Raw genomic sequence first — 16,701 nt, 5'->3', positions numbered from 1 at the left:
GACGGATTGATTGGCCTGTAGACCTTTCACAACATGGTATACATATTGCAACGGTAAGTTGTATACAACAGTAAAGAGAGTGCGTATGTCTAACGACGAAAAAATTTATCAAAAGATGCTGAAAGCGATCGTCGAGCACCAGCTTCCCCCAGGCGAAAGACTGCCAGAAGATAAACTTTCAGAAGCGTTCGGTGTGAGCCGGACGGGCATTCGAAAAGTGCTGCAACGTTTGGCGCTGGAGCGGTTTGTGGTCATTCAGCCCAATAAAGGCGCGCAGGTGAACCGCCCTAGCCGCCAAGAAGCGGAAGAAGTGTTGGATAGCCGCATTATGTTGGAGCCGCTTCTGGTGCCTGAAATCAGTGAAAACTGGAATCTGAAAGTCGCGCAGCATTTTCGTGACATGGTGGCGCTGGAAAAACAGGCAGAGGATGAAGGCAATCTCTCTAAGTCGATTCAACTGACGGCGAAGTTCCACTATGAACTGGCGCGTATGGGAAACAATCAGGTACTGGCAGAGTTTATTGAGCAGTTGTGCTACCGCTCATCGCTCGTGATAGCCGCCTACGGCACGCGTGAAAGTGTGAGCTGCGATTGTGGCGATCATGTTGAGCTGATTGATCTACTCGACCAACGCAAAGTCAGCCAAGCACAAGAGTGGATGCGCCACCACCTACTTCACATCAAACAGTCGATCTCGTTAACCGGCAAACAGGATGCTCAAGTGGACTTTAACTCGCTGTTCGCGCAAATGGATTAATCAATGAAAATTCAACTGATCAACCCCAATACATGTCAGGGCATGACCGACAAAATAGCGCTTTCTGCACAATCTGTATGTTTATACAGTAGTGAGATCATCACCCGCAATCCAGCGCATGGCCCGGAAAGTATCGAATGCGCCTTGGATGAAACCATTGCCGCCGCCGCGCTGCTCGATGTGATTGCACAAGGTGAAGCAGAGGGCGTTGACGCCCATATCATCGCCTGTTTTGGCGATCCGGCGATAGATGCCGCGCGCGAACTGGCTTCAGTGCCTGTCATCGGCATCGCGGGCGCAGCATTTCAATTGGCAAGCTTAGTGTCACACCGCTTTGGAGTGGTGACCACCATGTCGCGCACGCTGCCCGCAGCGGAGCATCTGCTGCATCGTTACGGCTACCATCATCTGTGCTCAGGCGTTCGCGCAACCGACATCGCGGTGCTGGATCTGGAGCAGATTCAGGCATCGGCCTATCAACAGTTGTTGCAAGAGTGCCGGGCAGCCATCAGTCAAGATGGCGCGGAAGCGATTGTGCTCGGCTGTGCCGGGATGTCTGATTTAGCGGCTGAACTCTCTGCGGCGCTCAATGTGCCGGTTATTGATGGTGTGGCGGCCGCCGTCAAATTGGCCGAATCATTACACGTACTCAAACTCACGACATCCAAAAGCGGCAACTACGCCGCGCCACTTCACAAATCATTTCACGGCCGTTATCAACATTGGAGCCGTTAAGTCAGTGACAAGGAACTTCGATATGGAAATCTCAAATCCTCGCGATTACATCGGCTACGGCCGCGACAATGTACCGGATGCCAACTGGCCAGGCGGCGCAAAAATCGCGCTGCAATTTGTCTTGAACTACGAAGAAGGCGGAGAAAACTGCGTCTTGCACGGCGATCCGCACGCCGAAACCTTTTTATCGGAAATTGCGGGCGCCGAGCCGTTCCCCGCTCGCCACATGAGCATGGAATCCCTGTACGAATACGGATCGCGCGCTGGGGTGTGGCGCATTCTTAACGAATTTAAAAATCGGGAATTACCGCTGACCATTTTTGGTATTGCTACTGCGTTACAGCGTAACCCGGAGGTAACACAAGCCTTCATAGAAGACGGGCACGAAATCGCATGCCACGGCTTAAAATGGATTCATTACCAGAACATGCCGATCGAGCAAGAGCGCCAGCACATGCATCAGGCGCTCGAGCTGATTGAATCCCTCACGGGGAAACGCCCAATCGGTTGGTACACCGGCCGCGATTCCCCCAACACCCGCGAATTGGTCGCGGAACAAGACGGTTTGCTGTATGACTCAGATTACTACGGGGACGACCTGCCGTTCTGGACCCAAGTGCCAGACAACAAGCATCCCGGTTCAACGCGTCCGCATCTGATTGTGCCCTACACCTTGGATACCAACGATATGCGTTTTTCCTCCCCTTATGGGTTTAGTCACGGGGAAGAGTTCTTTCAGTATCTCAAGGAGAACTTTGACTGTTTGTACGCAGAAGGTGCCGAGAAACCCAAAATGATGTCGATCGGTCTACACTGCCGCGTCATTGGTAAGCCCAGTCGTTTTATGGCGTTAAAGAAATTCCTCGATTACGTCGCGCAGCATGAGGGTGTTTGGGTGGCGACTCGCGAACAAATTGCTCGTCACTGGATTGCGCATCACCCGGCTTAACCCGTTGATTCTGTTTTTACAAACCGCCGCGACGCCCTTCCTGTCCGGCGGTTTTTTTATGCAACCCAATTTAATGCAAGTGCACCACAATCGAACAACATTTCAGCGCCAACATTCGTGCGTGATAGCCTAACTCGCTGAATTACCTTGACTAACTGGTCAGAAATTTACTGGCATAGTGTTTGCTGTATTGATGAAAAATATGTCAACAATATTGTATACAAGGAAGTCAGTATGTCTCACAAGGAAAGTCACGACCTGATTTACGGGCTCGACGATAAGCCAACGCCCGGCGCAGCACTGTACGCAGGCCTGCAACATGTGCTGGCCAGTTTTGTCGGAATCATCACCCCTACGCTGATTATCGGCGGTGTGTTGGGATTGGGCGATCATGTGCCTTACCTCATCAGCATGGCGCTGATTGTGTCCGGTATCGGGACGTTTATTCAAGCGCGCCGCATTGGGCCAATTGGTGCAGGCATGATCTGTGTGCAAGGCACCAGCTTCGCGTTTTTAAGCTCGGTACTGGCAGCAGGCTTTATCGCCAAAGCCAAAGGCGGTGGCCCGGAAGAGATCCTGGCGCTGATCTTTGGCGTCTGTTTCGTTGGGGCATTTATCGAAATTGTGCTTTCGCAATGCATTGGCAAGTTACGCCGCATCATCACGCCGATGGTTACGGGCATTGTGGTCACCACAATCGGTATTTCCCTGATTAAAGTCGGCATGACGGATTTAGCCGGCGGCGTCAACGCACCCGATTTTGGCCAATGGCACAACTTAGCGCTCGGCGCCGTCGTGTTAGTCACCATCATTGCGCTTAACCGCTCTCGTCATTTGATGGTGCGCCTCTCTTCGATTCTGGTCGGCATGGTGTTGGGTTATGTGGCCGCCGCCAGCACGGGCATGGTGCATCTGGGTCATGCATTTCAGCAGCCGTTGGTCAGTATTCCGGTGCCATTCAAATATGGCTTTGACTTCGACTGGTACGCGTTTGTGCCAATTGCCGTGATTTATGCGATTACGGCGATTGAATCGACCGGCGATATCACCGCCAACTGCATGATCACCAAACAGCCCGTCACTGGCCCGGCGTATTTAAGCCGCGTGAAATCCGGCATTCTCGGCGATGGCGTGAACTCGATGCTGGCCGCGGTATTCAACACCTTTCCAAACACCACGTTCAGTCAGAACAATAGCGTGATTCACCTGACGGGCATCGCCAGCCGTTATGTGGGTTACTTTGTCGCGCTCATCCTGTGCGTATTGGGGTTGTTCCCGATGATTGGCGCGATTCTCACCACCATTCCCAAACCCGTGATTGGGGGCGCAACCTTGGTGATGTTCGGTACCGTCGCGGCGGCAGGTATTAAAATCATCGCGCGTGAGCGTTTGGATCGCCGTAATCTGATGATTCTGGCTGTGTCGTTCGGGATCGGTTTGGGCGTGATGCTGGTACCAGATGTGATGAAAGCGATGCCCAAGTTGCTGCAAAGCGTGTTTGGTTCTCCGGTGACCACCAGTGGCATTGCTGCCATTGTAATGACCTTAGTGCTGCCTGAACACGAGACAAAAACAGCGTCCACATCAGCGTCATCAGTGGCTGCCGTCAGCGAACGCTGATCCAGCCTGATTCCCATACTGCCAAAGCCTGCGTTCAAGCAGGCTTTTTATTGCGTCTGATCGGGTTTCTCCCGCCGCGTCAATTTGCTAGAGTCGCACCACATTCATGACGTTGTAGATGTGAACAATGGAAGAGATTTATTTTGCGGGCGGCTGCCTGTGGGGCGTTCAAGAATTTATGCGCCATTTGCCAGGCGTGATACTGACCGAAGCCGGACGCGCCAATGGCACCACCGAGACCACACAAAGCGAATATGACGGCTACGCCGAATGCGTGCGCATCCAATTCGATCCCGCGCAAGTCAGCATTGCGCAGTTGATGGATTACTTGTTTGAAATCATCGACCCTTACAGCATCAACAAACAAGGTATCGATGTTGGCCCGAAATATCGCACTGGCGTTTACAGCCACAACCCGCAGCACCTAAAACATGCCGCCGAGTATATCGCCAAACGCCCGGATGCCGACCGCATCGCGGTTGAAGTGCTGGCGCTGACAAACTACGTAAAAAGCGATGATGAACATCAGGATCGCCTGACGCGCTTCCCAAGCGATTATTGCCACATTCCACTCGATGTGCTGCACAAATATCGCAATCCGAAGCAATAACAGCTGGTTAGCGACGAAGGGAGATCCAAATCTTCTTCATTCCGCAACAATTCTGTAAGACGGCGACGTTACTGTACAAAGGCTTAAACACGAGTCTTGTTTACGCATTACTCCATTTAAGGTCCATGTCCTTTTCTTACACCGCTTCTCTTAGGTACACGCCAGCCCCCTGGCGTGTTTTTTTGCGTGTCGATGACGCATTGAATCAGGTGCGAATTGAATCAGAAGAAACTGATGGGAAGATAGAAGTCAATTTCAAACCGCTCATCTTCAGCCAGAAAATGGTTCTTGTGATAGTGGACATAAGCGGGTGTCGAACGCAGCTTATAACCCGAGGTGGGCAGCCATTGCTCAAAGATTTTGCTCACTTGTGGCAGCAACTCACCATACACGCCATGCAGCCGGAACATGGCATGTAACCCGCCCGGAATCGTCATTTGATTCACCACGCCACGTACTTTCAGTGGTTCCTCAATTGCCAAACATGCCACGTATCGACATTGATTCAATTCAACCCAAGCGGGATTGGAGTGATGCAGGCCAAAATGCTGATCAAACGGGCGCCCCTCTTCTTTCGCCCACGCTTTCAATACCAACCACGCGCGCTGGATCGAACGGTTATAGCCTTGATGGCGCACGTATGCCGTGAAACGCTCTTTGGTTTCCACTATTTTCGGTGTCGGTAGATCGAGGTTGGCAACGCGATTGTAGCCCGCCGCCACTTCGGGATCCTTCAAATAAGGTTGACTGTCGAGGTGCTGCTCACCCAGTCGCCAATTGCCCGGCGACATATGGAACGTTGCCTTAAACGCTTTTGAGAATGAGGAAAGCGAGCTAAACCCGCACTTGTTGGCGATATCAATCACCGAGGCGCTGTCATCAAACATTAATTGATTGGCCGCGTACTCCATGCGCGTACGGCGAATGTATTGATGAATCGACTCACCGACAACCTGTTTAAATACACGATGAAAATGCTGTTCTGAATAGGCCGCTAAGTCCGCCAGACGTCGAGCGGATAAGTCATTGGTGATGTCTTGATGGATATAATACAAAATATCGTTAATTCGAGAGACGTGCTGTTGATTCATCGCTGAGATCGCATAAATGGACAAGTATTTGAGCATAAATGGACAAACAAAAATACGCAACGAGTCGTACTATTCGAAAGATAAAAAAAGCATAAATACAGGAAGCACATATGGAAATCGCCCGTTCACTGCAACAGATCAAGTCCTCTTACATCCGTGAAATTTTAGCTGCGGCAAGTGATCCAAACGTCATTTCTCTTGCTGGCGGTTTGCCAGATGAAAAAACATTCCCCATCGATCTGATGCGCGACACTTTAGCCGGTCTTGCAGAAAAACCTGAGGTTTTTCAATATGGTGCAACCGCAGGTTATGGTCCACTGATTGCGTTTTTGAAACAGTACTTTGATTTGCCAGCAACCCACGATGTCATGGTGTGTACCGGTTCTCAACAAGGCCTCGATTTGATTGCTCGCGCCTACATCAACCCTGGCGATAAAGTCGTGATGGAAGCCCCGAGTTACTTGGGCGCAATGCAGGTGTTTGGTTTGGTGGAAGCCGAAATTGTGACGGTAACACAGACGCCGCAAGGCCCTGATTTGGCTGAATTGGAAGATGTGTTCCGCAATCAACACCCGAAAATGTTCTATGCGGTTCCCGACTTTCACAACCCAACCGGCATTAGCTGGGCGTTAGAAACACGCCAAAAAGTGGCAGCACTGTGCGAAGCATATGATGTGGTGATGGTTGAAGATGTGCCTTACCGCGAGTTGCGTTTCCAAGGTAATGCTTTCCCGCTCGTTTCTGATTTTTGTCCAAACAAATCGATCGTACTGCGTTCTTTCTCGAAAATTGCATCACCAGGCCTGCGTTTGGGCGCGGTCTCTGGCCGCAGCGAATACCTGACGCCGATGATCAAAGTGAAACAAGGCGCAGATTTGCACTCCAGCGTACCGATGCAAGCATTGTTGCATGCGCTATTGGAACATCCGCAGTTTCCTGAGCACCTGACGCGCATTCGAGAATTGTATCAATCTCGCAGCCAAGTGTTGTGCCATGAGTTGAACAAACAATTGCCGGCTGGCTGTGAGGTGTACCCGGTGGACGGTGGCATGTTCGTGTGGATGACGATCCCACAATGCGACACGTTTGAACTGGCTAAACAGCTGCTGGCGAAAGGCGTGGCGGTGGTGCCAAGCCCCGTATTCTATCCGAATCCGGATAACGCCCCTTCCGCACTACGTTTGAATTTTACCAACTCCACACCTCAAGAGCTGGCTGATGCCGCCGAGCGCCTGACGTCGGTCCTGCGCACGCTATAACCGTTCGCGATGACACATGAAAAAGCCCGGACAATGCCGGGCTTTTTTGTGCCAAAACGTCTGTGTTAGACTCGATTTAAGCGGTGCGGGGCGTAAACTTTTTCGTCATACCATGACTTGCCGGCGCCACCAGCGTATAGCCGAGTTTTTCATAAAACTCGGGGCGGTCGGCAATCATCGACACGTACGATCCTTCCAGCACCACGGATGCGAGATAACGATCGATGTATTCCATGATTTCTCGTCCAAATCCGTTGCCTTGGTAATGCGGATCCACAGCAACATCGACAATCTCAAAATTACACGCACCATCACCGACCACGCGCCCCATGGCAATCAACTCGTCGCCATCTCGAATGACAACGGCGTACAAACTATTCGGTAGTGCAGTGGTGGCCGCTTGTAACGACTTTGGGGATAAGCCTGCTTTGACGCGCATCTCGCAAAATTCTGCAGGGCTTGGGACTTTCTCTTCGTATGTTATGGCCATTCCTTTACTCGCTCTGTGTTGAATCTCGAAACCCGGTTACCCGTGAACAACCGAAACGTGACAATGTCACCATGAATTCCATTGAACCTGTTGATGACGATTGACTTCCTTATGACGTAAAATCAATTACATAGTTAACGATTGTGGTAACAAGGTCAATGTTCATCGAACGCAGAATGCCGCATTGTTTGTAACGATTCTTAAACGGTCACGCTTGGTGTGACACCGTGCTAACGGTTTGAAATCTCACAAGGCGAACGCGTTTACAGCGCCTTTAACTCGCCAGGTTGTGAAGCCATTCGACGATGTTGTCTGCTAATTTTCGGAATCACCATTTTTTCGATATCAGATACTAAAATGGCTGATTTATCCGCGTAAAAAAGCCCGGTCAATGCCGGGCTTTGGGTGCAACGAGATTCAGTCACCCTTACTTAAATAAGCTGAACTTACCGGTGAACTCTTTCAGCTCAGCGGCATCACCAAACATACAGATACCAAAGTATTCGAGATCCTGTTCTGCAGTTTCTGCGGTCGCATTCACTTGTTCTTCAGACGAGCCGACGATCATGGTGTTTGTAAAATCCGTGAATGGAAGACCGCGTTGCAGTAGTTCTTCACGCACTTTTCGAATTTTATTAGAGTTGTCTGCTTTCAAGACGATGAAAGGATAATGAGAAATGGACGGATGCGTGCCGCCATCTTTATCTTGATATTGTAGAAAACAAAGGTCATCGACCGCTTCAATTTGACCGACTAGCCCCGCTGTCATGTGGCCCAGCGCGTTAAACAGGCGTCCCATCTCCACTTTTTTATTCAATACCGCGATAAAACGTTTTGAGCTTTCATCAGGTAACGTAGAAAAATCAATCATAACGATCCTTAATTCTTTTCAATGAACACCACAAGGGTGTGAAACCATATGCGACCCAAAAGACCCGTATTGAGAACACGGCCAACTGCATGGTGGGTCGCCGTTGAAAATTGTGCAAGCCGCCGCCGAAAACGCTTGGTTGAGTGACATTCGCTTGAGGCACGGGTATGCGTCGGCTGCGCAGCATGCCATCAATAACGCGATGAGACATTGATATCGCAGTAGTTTATCCAAGGTTTAAAGCGAAAGTCTATCACGTGATGTATCTTTCCCCTTGTCAAAACCATGTATAGAATCCGGCGTGAAAAAGGGGCCAAAAGCCCCTTCACGTGAAACCGCTAAGAACGAATTACTTGTGACCGATGACAAAAGCCATTTCATCGCCGTCACTAAACGGCGTGCCTTTCAAATCACTGAACTGTTTTTTGATTTCAAGGCCTGCGGCTTCTAATTCTTCACTCAAGCGCTCAACTGAAAAATGCTGAAGCCAATTGTAAACAGTCCAAGTCTTACCCTCTTCAACAATGACATATTGATCAAGCGTCACCGATTCATCGTCATAATTGAAGGAAGATTGAATACACCAGTAATCGTTGTGGCTCCAGAAGCCCTGCATGGCATTTTTCTCAAGCAACAACGACTCACGCTGTTTTAGAAAACGTGTCGTTGTGTAGACATCAAGCGCAATAGAACCATTCGGCTTCAGTAGCGATTTAAATTTTTGCAGTAAAGCCAACCGCTGAGTTGGATTGAGCGCGCAGAAGTCGCACATCACTAACGTAATCAAGTCAAACTGACGCGCATCTTGGTATTGCAGATAATTTCCGTAGTGGTATTCAATATTGAGCTGTGCCTTTTCGGCTTGCTCAATGGCGTAGTTCAGTGAATTTTGAGAAAAATCCAATCCAACCACCGTTCCAATACCATTGGCTTTGAGGCGATGTGTATACAGCCCCGGACCACAGCCAAAATCGATCACCTGAGACGAGTCATCGAGCAAAAATTCCTGCATCAACCACGCCACAGAGTCATTGATGAAAGCCGCCGTTCTGGAAGCAAGGTTTAGATCCGGGTTTAGGTGGCATTCAAGCATATTTTGCGCGATATGGCGATCGGTCCACAGCACGTCAGCCGTGTATTGAGACCAAACGTTAGGTTTCGCAGTGGCCTCATTCATTCTTTTAAACATGTTTGTCATTCCGATTTTGATCGATTGTTTATCCATACACGCACAAAGGAAAGTTTCCTCGACGCTTGGATGTGACCAAACACTCTCATACCTTTCATTTCATTGATCATCGCGTCCTATTGCTCGAGATTCATTGAGAACCTTAATAGTTAACTGCATGTTTTCACTTGCATTTACTATACAGAGTTCCACTTTTGAATAGTCGACGCTATATCAAATTCAAGGCATATAATTGAATGAAATAAGACTTATATTGGGTATGAGGTCGCTAATTGGTATCGAGTACTTCGACCTCCGGCGTCGGATTTGACTAAGCAACCCAATTCCACCAGCGCGGCCAAATGACGGGTTGCGGTGGGTTTACTGACTTTTGCTACTTTGTGGTATTGCGAGGTGTTGATGCCCTGCTCAAAATCGCCATCCAGCATTCGATTGAGCACTTTGGCTTGCTCGGCGGTTAATTTGGTTTGATCCACGTTGCGCCAAAAGTGAGTTTTAAATAGGGTTTGATCGATCTCTTTCAGTACCTCGGCAAAGGTTTCGTCCAATGTATTGAAGAACCACACCAGCCAAGCGGTGATGTCTAAGTCGCCTTTTTGCGTTTGCTCTAGGATGTCGTAATAACTTTTACGGTTAGCAAGAATACACACCGACATGGCGTAAAAGCGCACCGATTGTTGTTCAGCTTGCGCCAGCGCCAAGTCAGTCAGCAACCGCGTGATGCGGCCGTTACCGTCATCTAGCGGGTGCAGCGTCACAAACCATACATGGGTGATGGCAGCACGGATCAGTGGATCAAGCGACGCTTCGTGTTTTGAGTCATTAAACCACGCGATGAACGTGGCCAGCTCTTGGTCCAAACGCGCCCGAGCCGGCGCTTCAAAATGGATCGTCGGCTTATCAATGCGTCCAGACACCACCTGCATCGGCGCATCACCTCGGAGTTGGCCGCCAACGACAGGATTAAACAGCGTGTAGCCTTCGGGAAACAATCGATCATGCCAGTGCAATAGGCGTTCTAATGTCAGCGGTGCATCCAAATTTTCCACCGCATCGAGCATGATTTCCGCCAAACCATCGGTTTGTTCTGTCGTAGGAAACGGTCTTTCTTCCGTCAAACCGAGTCGGTTAGCCAATGAGGAGCGCACGGAGAAAGCGTTGAGGGTCTCCCCTTCAATCGCGCTGGAATGCACGATGTTCGCCAGTAAGGTATCCAGCATGCTCTGTTTTTGATCAGGCGACTGGCTGGTGATTTTGCCCAGCAGAATGCCTTGATTCAGACGTGTTTGTCTCACCATCGGGGCAATCGTGTTGGAATCCCAGGTGAAGTGCGGCCAGTTGTCCTGCTGCCAAATCCACATAATGCGACCTCTGATGCGAAAGTTATCGTTATTCACATCAAAATATAATGCGATTAAATCACTTAATCAAATCATCATGTGATTCGTTTAGTCGTTTTATTCGCCTCATTCACTCTCTCAAATGAGTAAAACGCCATCTGGCCTAGCACTTCGCGGGCGTAAGAGCGATAATCCCGCCATTCGCGAGCAATCGCTCCAATTGCAATACAGAAGTAGAACCCCGTCATGACAACACAATCAACGGTCATCATTGGATTGAGCAATCCGAAAAGTCCAACCAATGTCGGCGCAGTGATGCGCGCTGCCGGTTGCTACAACGCAACACAAGTGCGTTACAACGGCACACGTTATAATCGCGCAGTGAAATTTCAGACCGACACGCACAACAGCAAAGCACGGATCGCCCTTGTGGAAATGGAAGACCTGACCGCAGACCTTGCTCCCGATGTTGAGATCGTCTGTGTCGAGTTGGTGGTTGGTGCAACCGCACTGCCCCAATTTGTTCATCCGCAAAACGCGATTTATCTGTTTGGCCCAGAGGACGGATCGCTGCCACAAGACGTGGTCGACCAAGCGCATCACGTGGTTTACGTTCCAACAAACGGCTGCATGAACCTTGCGGCAACAGTCAATGTGGTGATGTACGACCGATTAGCGAAAACGCTCGGTACGATCGACGATCAAGCGCAAATCACGGCCAATCGCGACAACAAAAACCGTTTAAAAGTCAAAACGCTCGCGTAAAGCGAAAAAGGGCCGAAAGGCCCTTTTGTTTATCTGCTATCAACACAAGCGGATTTCATTTCACTTGCTGCATGGCTACTCAAGAATGCGACGATAAAGGAAAGAGAGCATGCTTTGCGCGCCATTAAAATCCAGCAGCAATAACGCCGTGATCAAGGTGACCATCAGTGGCGTGATGAGCTGTGACAAGCAACGGGTTGACGGAAAACGCTGCATCTCGTCATCGTTCAACCGAAATTCACGATGAAATTCACTATTGATGTAGCGCTGTTCGGGATAAGCCGGCGTTTGATGCGTATTCGCCGCAGGCTGCACGTTTTGCTCCGCCACTTCCACCAACTCTTCCAGTGGAATGACTGAATACACCGGATCGACTGGCGCAATGAAACGATAACCAATGCGCGCTTCTGTTTTAATGTATTCGGGATTTGTGGCCTTATCTCCCAACACCTTACGCAGTAACGAAATAGACTGCGTTAAGCTGGAATCATCAACTTTATTGCCGCGTTCAACCCACACCTGTTGATAGATATCTTCTCGACTCAGCACCGCGTTGGGATGGCTGGTCAGTAGCGTCAGAATTCTGGATTCATTGTCGCCAATAATGATTTTTTCGTCGTACGCATCCGTTAAGCTTTTTTCGACCGCATCGAACAGAAAGCGAGAGTTGATGACGACTTTGTCGTTAGGTGTTTCCATTGAATAGCAACCTCAACTAACCGTATTTTTCATAAAGTTGTTTCAAGGTTTGATTCACTGAATCATACCATTTGAGAATATCGCTATTTGTGTAGAATCTTGAATGACTTTATTAGAAAAATGAATAGGTTATTTTTATTAGAGTTAGATTTGGTACTTTCGTACTATTGCCAGCCAAAACCTGACTAGCCTTGAGCTGGCAATAGTTTAACCTATTTTTTATGCAAGATGCGATTGAAAAAATGACGTCATTTTATCGAACGGGATCACGTCCATTTGATCGTACAAATCGGTATGGTTTGCCCCCGGAATGATCATCAGTTCTTTCGGTTGGGCGGCCGCTTCGTACGCGGTTTCGCTGAAATAGCGAGAATGCGCATTTTCACCATGAATGAATAACACCGGACGCGGTGAGATCTCGGCGATATAAGTCAAAATCGGCATGTTCATAAACGACAGTGGCGTGGTCAGTGTCCAAGCCGCGTTCGAATTCACCGCGCGTGGATGGAAGCCACGTTCAGGCGATTTGTAGTACGCTGCATACTCCACCACAAATTGTGGCTCTCCCCCTTTTAACTCAAGCGATACTGGGCCATAAGCGGGTTCACCTTGCTCGGCATCTGCCCAACGTTGTTGGCCGAGTTGCGTTAACGCTTGTGTGCGTTGCTCCAGCGTCACGCTGTCGTTATAGCCTTTAGACATCACGCGTGTCATGTCATACATGGTGCTCGCAACAACGGCTTTCACACGTTTGTCGATGGCAACAGCGTTCAGAGCCATGCCACCCCAGCCACAAATACCAATGACGCCAATACGTTCACGATCAACATTCGGCAGTAGCCCCACAAAATCAACAGCAGCGCTGAAATCCTCAGTGTTGATGTCTGGAGACGCCACATTGCGCGGTTCGCCGCCACTTTCACCAGTGTAAGACGGGTCAAAGGCAATGGTTAGGAAGCCACGCTCAGCCATGGTCTGTGCATACAAACCGGAAGACTGCTCTTTCACCGCGCCAAAGGGGCCACTGATGACCAATGCCGCCAGTTTGCCATGGGTTTGTTTCGGTTGATACACATCGGCCGCGAGCGTAATGCCATAACGGTTTTTGAAGGTCACTTTCTTGTGGTCAACTTTGTCGCTTTTCACGAAAGTTTTATCCCATTCGTCACCTAAGGTGAGTTCAGTTTGTGCCATTACTTTGTGTGAAGTCATTGAGCCTACTCCTAATGCAACTAAGCCTGCGCCGGTTAATTTGAGTACGTCACGACGTCCTTCATTTGGCGCTTTTTCTGCATTGGCAGCGGCGGTCATTTCGCGTTGTGTTGTCATGATTAACGTCTCCGTAAAACAGTGAATTGGCGTTTCGATAGCGCTATTGTGTCAAAGGAATCCCCTGAACCTGTAGCAAGATTGTCTCGACTTATTGCCTATTCTTCCAAACTTGCTTTATGGTTTATTGCCAACTCAAATACTGCTCGTCAGTGACTTTCTCTTTCCACACCACATTTTTCCCGTCCGCAGAAGCGGTCACCACCAGGTGCGTCATGGCCGCATTCGGTGTTGCGCCGTGCCAATGTTCAACATTCGGCGGACACCACACGCTTTCACCTTGATGAAAGTGGATAACTTTGCCATCGCGTGTTCCCGTTAAGGCTTCGCCTTGCGTCACAATCATGTGCTGACCGGCCGGGTGCGAGTGCCAAGCGGTTCGAGCGCCGGGTTGAAACGTCACGTATGCCGCGCTGTAATGAGCGGTTTCATTCTCAGGAAACAGTATGTCGACACGGACTTTGCCAGTGAATAAGTTCTCTGGCCCTTCAAACGATTGCAAATCTTGCGCGCGATACACGTGCTGCGCATTGTCATCTGCAGCATACGCGTTGTTGAACGTGAAACTTCCGACGGTCGTTGCTGCCACAAGCATCAGCGAGGTTGTTTTGTTCATCATCTGCTCCTTTGGGGATATCATTGAACTGGGGATGTCATTGGATTGGGATTGATTCGATTAAGGTGTGTTTTTTAAGACGTGTTCCAGAACCTGTTGAGCGTTTGCTGCAATCTCAGCACCACACAACACATCCAGCACGGCGATAAAATCCGTCAATTCGGCTGGTGACACGCCGTTATTCATGCTGATGGTGTAGTGCGCAGCGAGTTGGCTATTGACGCCGCTCATATTGGCCAACGCAGCAATGGTGGCCAGTTCACGCTGTTTCCAGCTCAACCCATCGCGCTCGAAAATGTCGCCAAACAAATGCGCTTTGAGGTAGTCAGCCACTTGCGGCGCGAAATCAAACAACGGGCCTTTGACTTCGGCACCCACTAATCGAGTTTGGTTGGCAGCGCCAAATGCCAAGGACGAGACATCGGTTGGCAACGGGGACGACGCTTTGCCTTGCACATCGGTAATGCCTTGGCTTTGACGCTCATCGAGCACCGTCATAAAGGCAGCTAAGCCATTCAAACTGCGAGGAAAGCCCGCATACGCGTATAACTGAACCAACACTTCTTTGAGTTCGTTAACCGTTAAACCTGTATTTAACGCCTCATTCAAACTGACTTTGAGCTGTTCGATATCACCGCTAGCGGTAAATGCCGCAACAGGGATCAAGGCGCGATCTTTGGGACTCAACGCATCTGCGGCCGAGGCGTTTGTGGTAGCGGACCACCAGGCCAATGTCAGCATGAGGAGCGAGCAGAACTTTCGAAAACCGGTGAGCTTCAACATTCTAAGTACCTTCCATGAGTAAATGTGGATCGGGAAATGAGTGATCCAATTTACCAAGGCAGGTCGCGCTAACCATTGCCTAGAAACTTCTATTTATTGCCTATTCTTCCTGAGCAAATCTTTTTTTGAGAATCATGAATTCAACGCAAACACAAAGTTACAATCATAAACATCCTGCACATTGAAAGCCTATCGAACGGGAAACGATGCAGATACGAGCCCGTTGAGCAAAACTCCAAACTGAATGAAGCATAGAATCAGTCTTTCTTTCAAAGTGCTCGGCCTAACGACCGAACACTTTGGCTAAGAAATCATGTTCCATGATCTACTGACAGACCTTAGAGATCTATTAGTTTAGGGAGCGTTGAATAGTATTGCTCCACCTCTCATTAGCTAATGGTGATTTACCCACTTATCGAACTCGTTATGACTCATACAGTAGTACGGGCCGACCATTGAATACTTACGCTTAACTAATAAGCGGTAACGTCGGTTAATCCTATAGCTCAACCACCTTTTATTTCGTTGTAGCACTTTAGTTCTGGTGCCTTGACGAACCTCACCTTTAAATATTTTCATGATCAATAACTTTGCCATTTCCATGGTAACTGGAGATGCCTTAGAAGCAACGAGCTCTATTTCAACGTCGCCATTAACGTTTACATATTTCGAGATCATATCACCTCCTACTTATAACGTTGCGCAAACTTGGTAACGTCAAAGCCCGTCTCTGCTAAGGCTGTTTCTATTTCTGTAAAAATCAAAGGACGACTCTTAAAATAGCCATCTGAACCGTTACCATTCTGGAAAAAAGAGCCGTCCGGGCTAAGCATTAGGTAGGAGTTCGTCATTGAGTCATTACTCTCAACTGACATCAAATGCGATATAGATTGGTGACGTTCAACGAAAGCATCAAACTGCTCGTCGCGAATGGTTTGGATAGAATCAAAAACAGGTAAAACTCGCAAAACTTTCCACTTATCAGGCTGAATAGTTTCCATTAAAGTGTTGAAGTCTTCCTTAGTATTAAATTGATTGACGACCGTATTAATTTTTAGTTCTGTCTGAGGGGAAACCGCTCTTACTTGCTGAAAAATTGATCCTAGACGTTCTGCAGATAATATCTTACCTGATGATGTCGAACGCCCTAATTGCTGCTGAACCTCTGGATTACAAGCATCGTAACTAATACCCAACATTTGAAGTTTATGAGAATGCTGAGCAATAAATTCGTCAGTAATTAAATGAGCGTTAGTAATTATCGACACATCAAAACCTAGCTCTCTTGCATAGTCTAACGCCTCAATAAAACGTTGCTTTAGCAGTAATGGCTCACCACCCGCAAAGTTCAATCTAACGCGTTGGTAACCCAATTGTTGCTGAATGGAATTGGGGGAAAGAAAGTAGTCGGCTAATCTGCTTAGCATTAACTTCATGTCAGCCATGTTTCGATGAAGCTCGTTTGGTTTTGCCCACTTTGCGTAACAGTAATGACAGTCGTAATTACATTTTTCTGTGATGTGATAGTTGATAACTAATTGTTTTGCATGATTCATAATCACTACTCCTTCTGGTTGTCAGGAGTAGTGTTGATTTGT

General features: G+C 48.7%; 18 protein-coding genes. 7 read left to right on the top strand and 11 right to left on the bottom strand.

What is annotated here, in order from left to right:
- The first annotated feature begins 85 nt into the window (after positions 1-85).
- From ACS18Q_RS18310 to ACS18Q_RS18290, 5 genes are all read left to right on the top strand, one after another.
- Complete coding sequence (locus ACS18Q_RS18310) at positions 86-757, top strand: GntR family transcriptional regulator (RefSeq protein ID WP_441258169.1); 672 nt, start codon at positions 86-88, stop codon at positions 755-757.
- 3 nt (positions 758-760) lie between these two features.
- Positions 761-1,492: an aspartate/glutamate racemase family protein gene (locus ACS18Q_RS18305; protein WP_441258168.1), complete on the top strand. Its 732-nt coding sequence runs from the start codon at positions 761-763 to the stop codon at positions 1,490-1,492.
- A 22-nt stretch (positions 1,493-1,514) separates the two neighbouring features.
- The gene (puuE, locus tag ACS18Q_RS18300; RefSeq protein ID WP_172563010.1) at positions 1,515-2,441 is read left to right on the top strand and encodes an allantoinase PuuE; all 927 of its coding nucleotides are present in this window, start codon (positions 1,515-1,517) and stop codon (positions 2,439-2,441) included.
- A 234-nt stretch (positions 2,442-2,675) separates the two neighbouring features.
- Positions 2,676-4,061, top strand: a complete 1,386-nt coding sequence (locus ACS18Q_RS18295; protein ID WP_441258167.1) for a uracil-xanthine permease family protein — start codon at positions 2,676-2,678, stop codon at positions 4,059-4,061.
- 127 nt (positions 4,062-4,188) lie between these two features.
- Positions 4,189-4,671: a peptide-methionine (S)-S-oxide reductase gene (locus ACS18Q_RS18290; RefSeq protein ID WP_143680441.1), complete on the top strand. Its 483-nt coding sequence runs from the start codon at positions 4,189-4,191 to the stop codon at positions 4,669-4,671.
- 221 nt (positions 4,672-4,892) lie between these two features.
- Here ACS18Q_RS18290 and ACS18Q_RS18285 read toward each other — a convergent pair whose 3' ends face one another.
- Entirely contained in the window at positions 4,893-5,762 is an 870-nt protein-coding gene (locus ACS18Q_RS18285; RefSeq protein ID WP_038152372.1) for an AraC family transcriptional regulator, read from the bottom strand.
- A gap of 110 nt (positions 5,763-5,872) precedes the next feature.
- On the opposite strand from ACS18Q_RS18285, the gene ACS18Q_RS18280 reads away from it, so the two are divergent.
- On the top strand, positions 5,873-7,021 hold the full coding sequence (locus tag ACS18Q_RS18280) for an aminotransferase-like domain-containing protein (protein WP_004728089.1): 1,149 nt from the start codon (positions 5,873-5,875) through the stop codon (positions 7,019-7,021).
- 76 nt (positions 7,022-7,097) lie between these two features.
- Here the strand turns inward: ACS18Q_RS18280 and ACS18Q_RS18275 are convergent, their stop codons facing one another.
- The 4 genes from ACS18Q_RS18275 to ACS18Q_RS18260 all read right to left on the bottom strand — a co-directional run bounded on the left by ACS18Q_RS18275 (position 7,098) and on the right by ACS18Q_RS18260 (position 10,932).
- Complete coding sequence (locus tag ACS18Q_RS18275) at positions 7,098-7,511, bottom strand: GNAT family N-acetyltransferase (RefSeq protein WP_441258166.1); 414 nt, start codon at positions 7,509-7,511, stop codon at positions 7,098-7,100.
- 427 nt (positions 7,512-7,938) lie between these two features.
- Positions 7,939-8,382, bottom strand: coding sequence for a DUF2000 domain-containing protein (locus ACS18Q_RS18270; protein WP_441258165.1), 444 nt, complete (start codon positions 8,380-8,382; stop codon positions 7,939-7,941).
- A gap of 349 nt (positions 8,383-8,731) precedes the next feature.
- Positions 8,732-9,571, bottom strand: coding sequence for a class I SAM-dependent methyltransferase (locus tag ACS18Q_RS18265; RefSeq protein WP_441258164.1), 840 nt, complete (start codon positions 9,569-9,571; stop codon positions 8,732-8,734).
- Between the two features lie 248 nt (positions 9,572-9,819).
- On the bottom strand, positions 9,820-10,932 hold the full coding sequence (locus ACS18Q_RS18260) for a Fic family protein (protein WP_441258163.1): 1,113 nt from the start codon (positions 10,930-10,932) through the stop codon (positions 9,820-9,822).
- A 225-nt stretch (positions 10,933-11,157) separates the two neighbouring features.
- On the opposite strand from ACS18Q_RS18260, the gene ACS18Q_RS18255 reads away from it, so the two are divergent.
- Positions 11,158-11,676: an RNA methyltransferase gene (locus ACS18Q_RS18255; RefSeq protein ID WP_004728082.1), complete on the top strand. Its 519-nt coding sequence runs from the start codon at positions 11,158-11,160 to the stop codon at positions 11,674-11,676.
- A gap of 75 nt (positions 11,677-11,751) precedes the next feature.
- Here ACS18Q_RS18255 and ACS18Q_RS18250 read toward each other — a convergent pair whose 3' ends face one another.
- The 6 genes from ACS18Q_RS18250 to ACS18Q_RS18225 all read right to left on the bottom strand — a co-directional run bounded on the left by ACS18Q_RS18250 (position 11,752) and on the right by ACS18Q_RS18225 (position 16,659).
- The gene (locus ACS18Q_RS18250) at positions 11,752-12,375 is read right to left on the bottom strand and encodes a winged helix-turn-helix domain-containing protein (protein WP_441258162.1); all 624 of its coding nucleotides are present in this window, start codon (positions 12,373-12,375) and stop codon (positions 11,752-11,754) included.
- 219 nt (positions 12,376-12,594) lie between these two features.
- Positions 12,595-13,704 carry an alpha/beta hydrolase gene (locus tag ACS18Q_RS18245; protein WP_441258161.1) on the bottom strand — a complete coding sequence of 370 codons (1,110 nt, stop codon included), beginning with the start codon at positions 13,702-13,704 and terminating at the stop codon, positions 12,595-12,597.
- Between the two features lie 124 nt (positions 13,705-13,828).
- Entirely contained in the window at positions 13,829-14,299 is a 471-nt protein-coding gene (locus ACS18Q_RS18240; protein ID WP_441258220.1) for a (R)-mandelonitrile lyase, read from the bottom strand.
- A gap of 81 nt (positions 14,300-14,380) precedes the next feature.
- On the bottom strand, positions 14,381-15,103 hold the full coding sequence (locus ACS18Q_RS18235) for a carboxymuconolactone decarboxylase family protein (RefSeq protein WP_441258160.1): 723 nt from the start codon (positions 15,101-15,103) through the stop codon (positions 14,381-14,383).
- A 393-nt stretch (positions 15,104-15,496) separates the two neighbouring features.
- Positions 15,497-15,700: a ParE family toxin-like protein gene (locus ACS18Q_RS18230; protein ID WP_420794686.1), complete on the bottom strand. Its 204-nt coding sequence runs from the start codon at positions 15,698-15,700 to the stop codon at positions 15,497-15,499.
- Positions 15,701-15,789: 89 nt separating this feature from the next.
- Positions 15,790-16,659: a viperin family antiviral radical SAM protein gene (locus tag ACS18Q_RS18225; RefSeq protein WP_441258159.1), complete on the bottom strand. Its 870-nt coding sequence runs from the start codon at positions 16,657-16,659 to the stop codon at positions 15,790-15,792.
- Positions 16,660-16,701: the final 42 nt, after the last annotated feature.

The organism is Vibrio sp. Vf1514, assembly GCF_052076135.1.
In the GTDB taxonomy this organism is placed as follows: domain Bacteria; phylum Pseudomonadota; class Gammaproteobacteria; order Enterobacterales; family Vibrionaceae; genus Vibrio; species Vibrio furnissii.
Note: the sequence above shows the minus strand (reverse complement) of the source record. Positions and strands in the feature narration are given on the sequence as shown.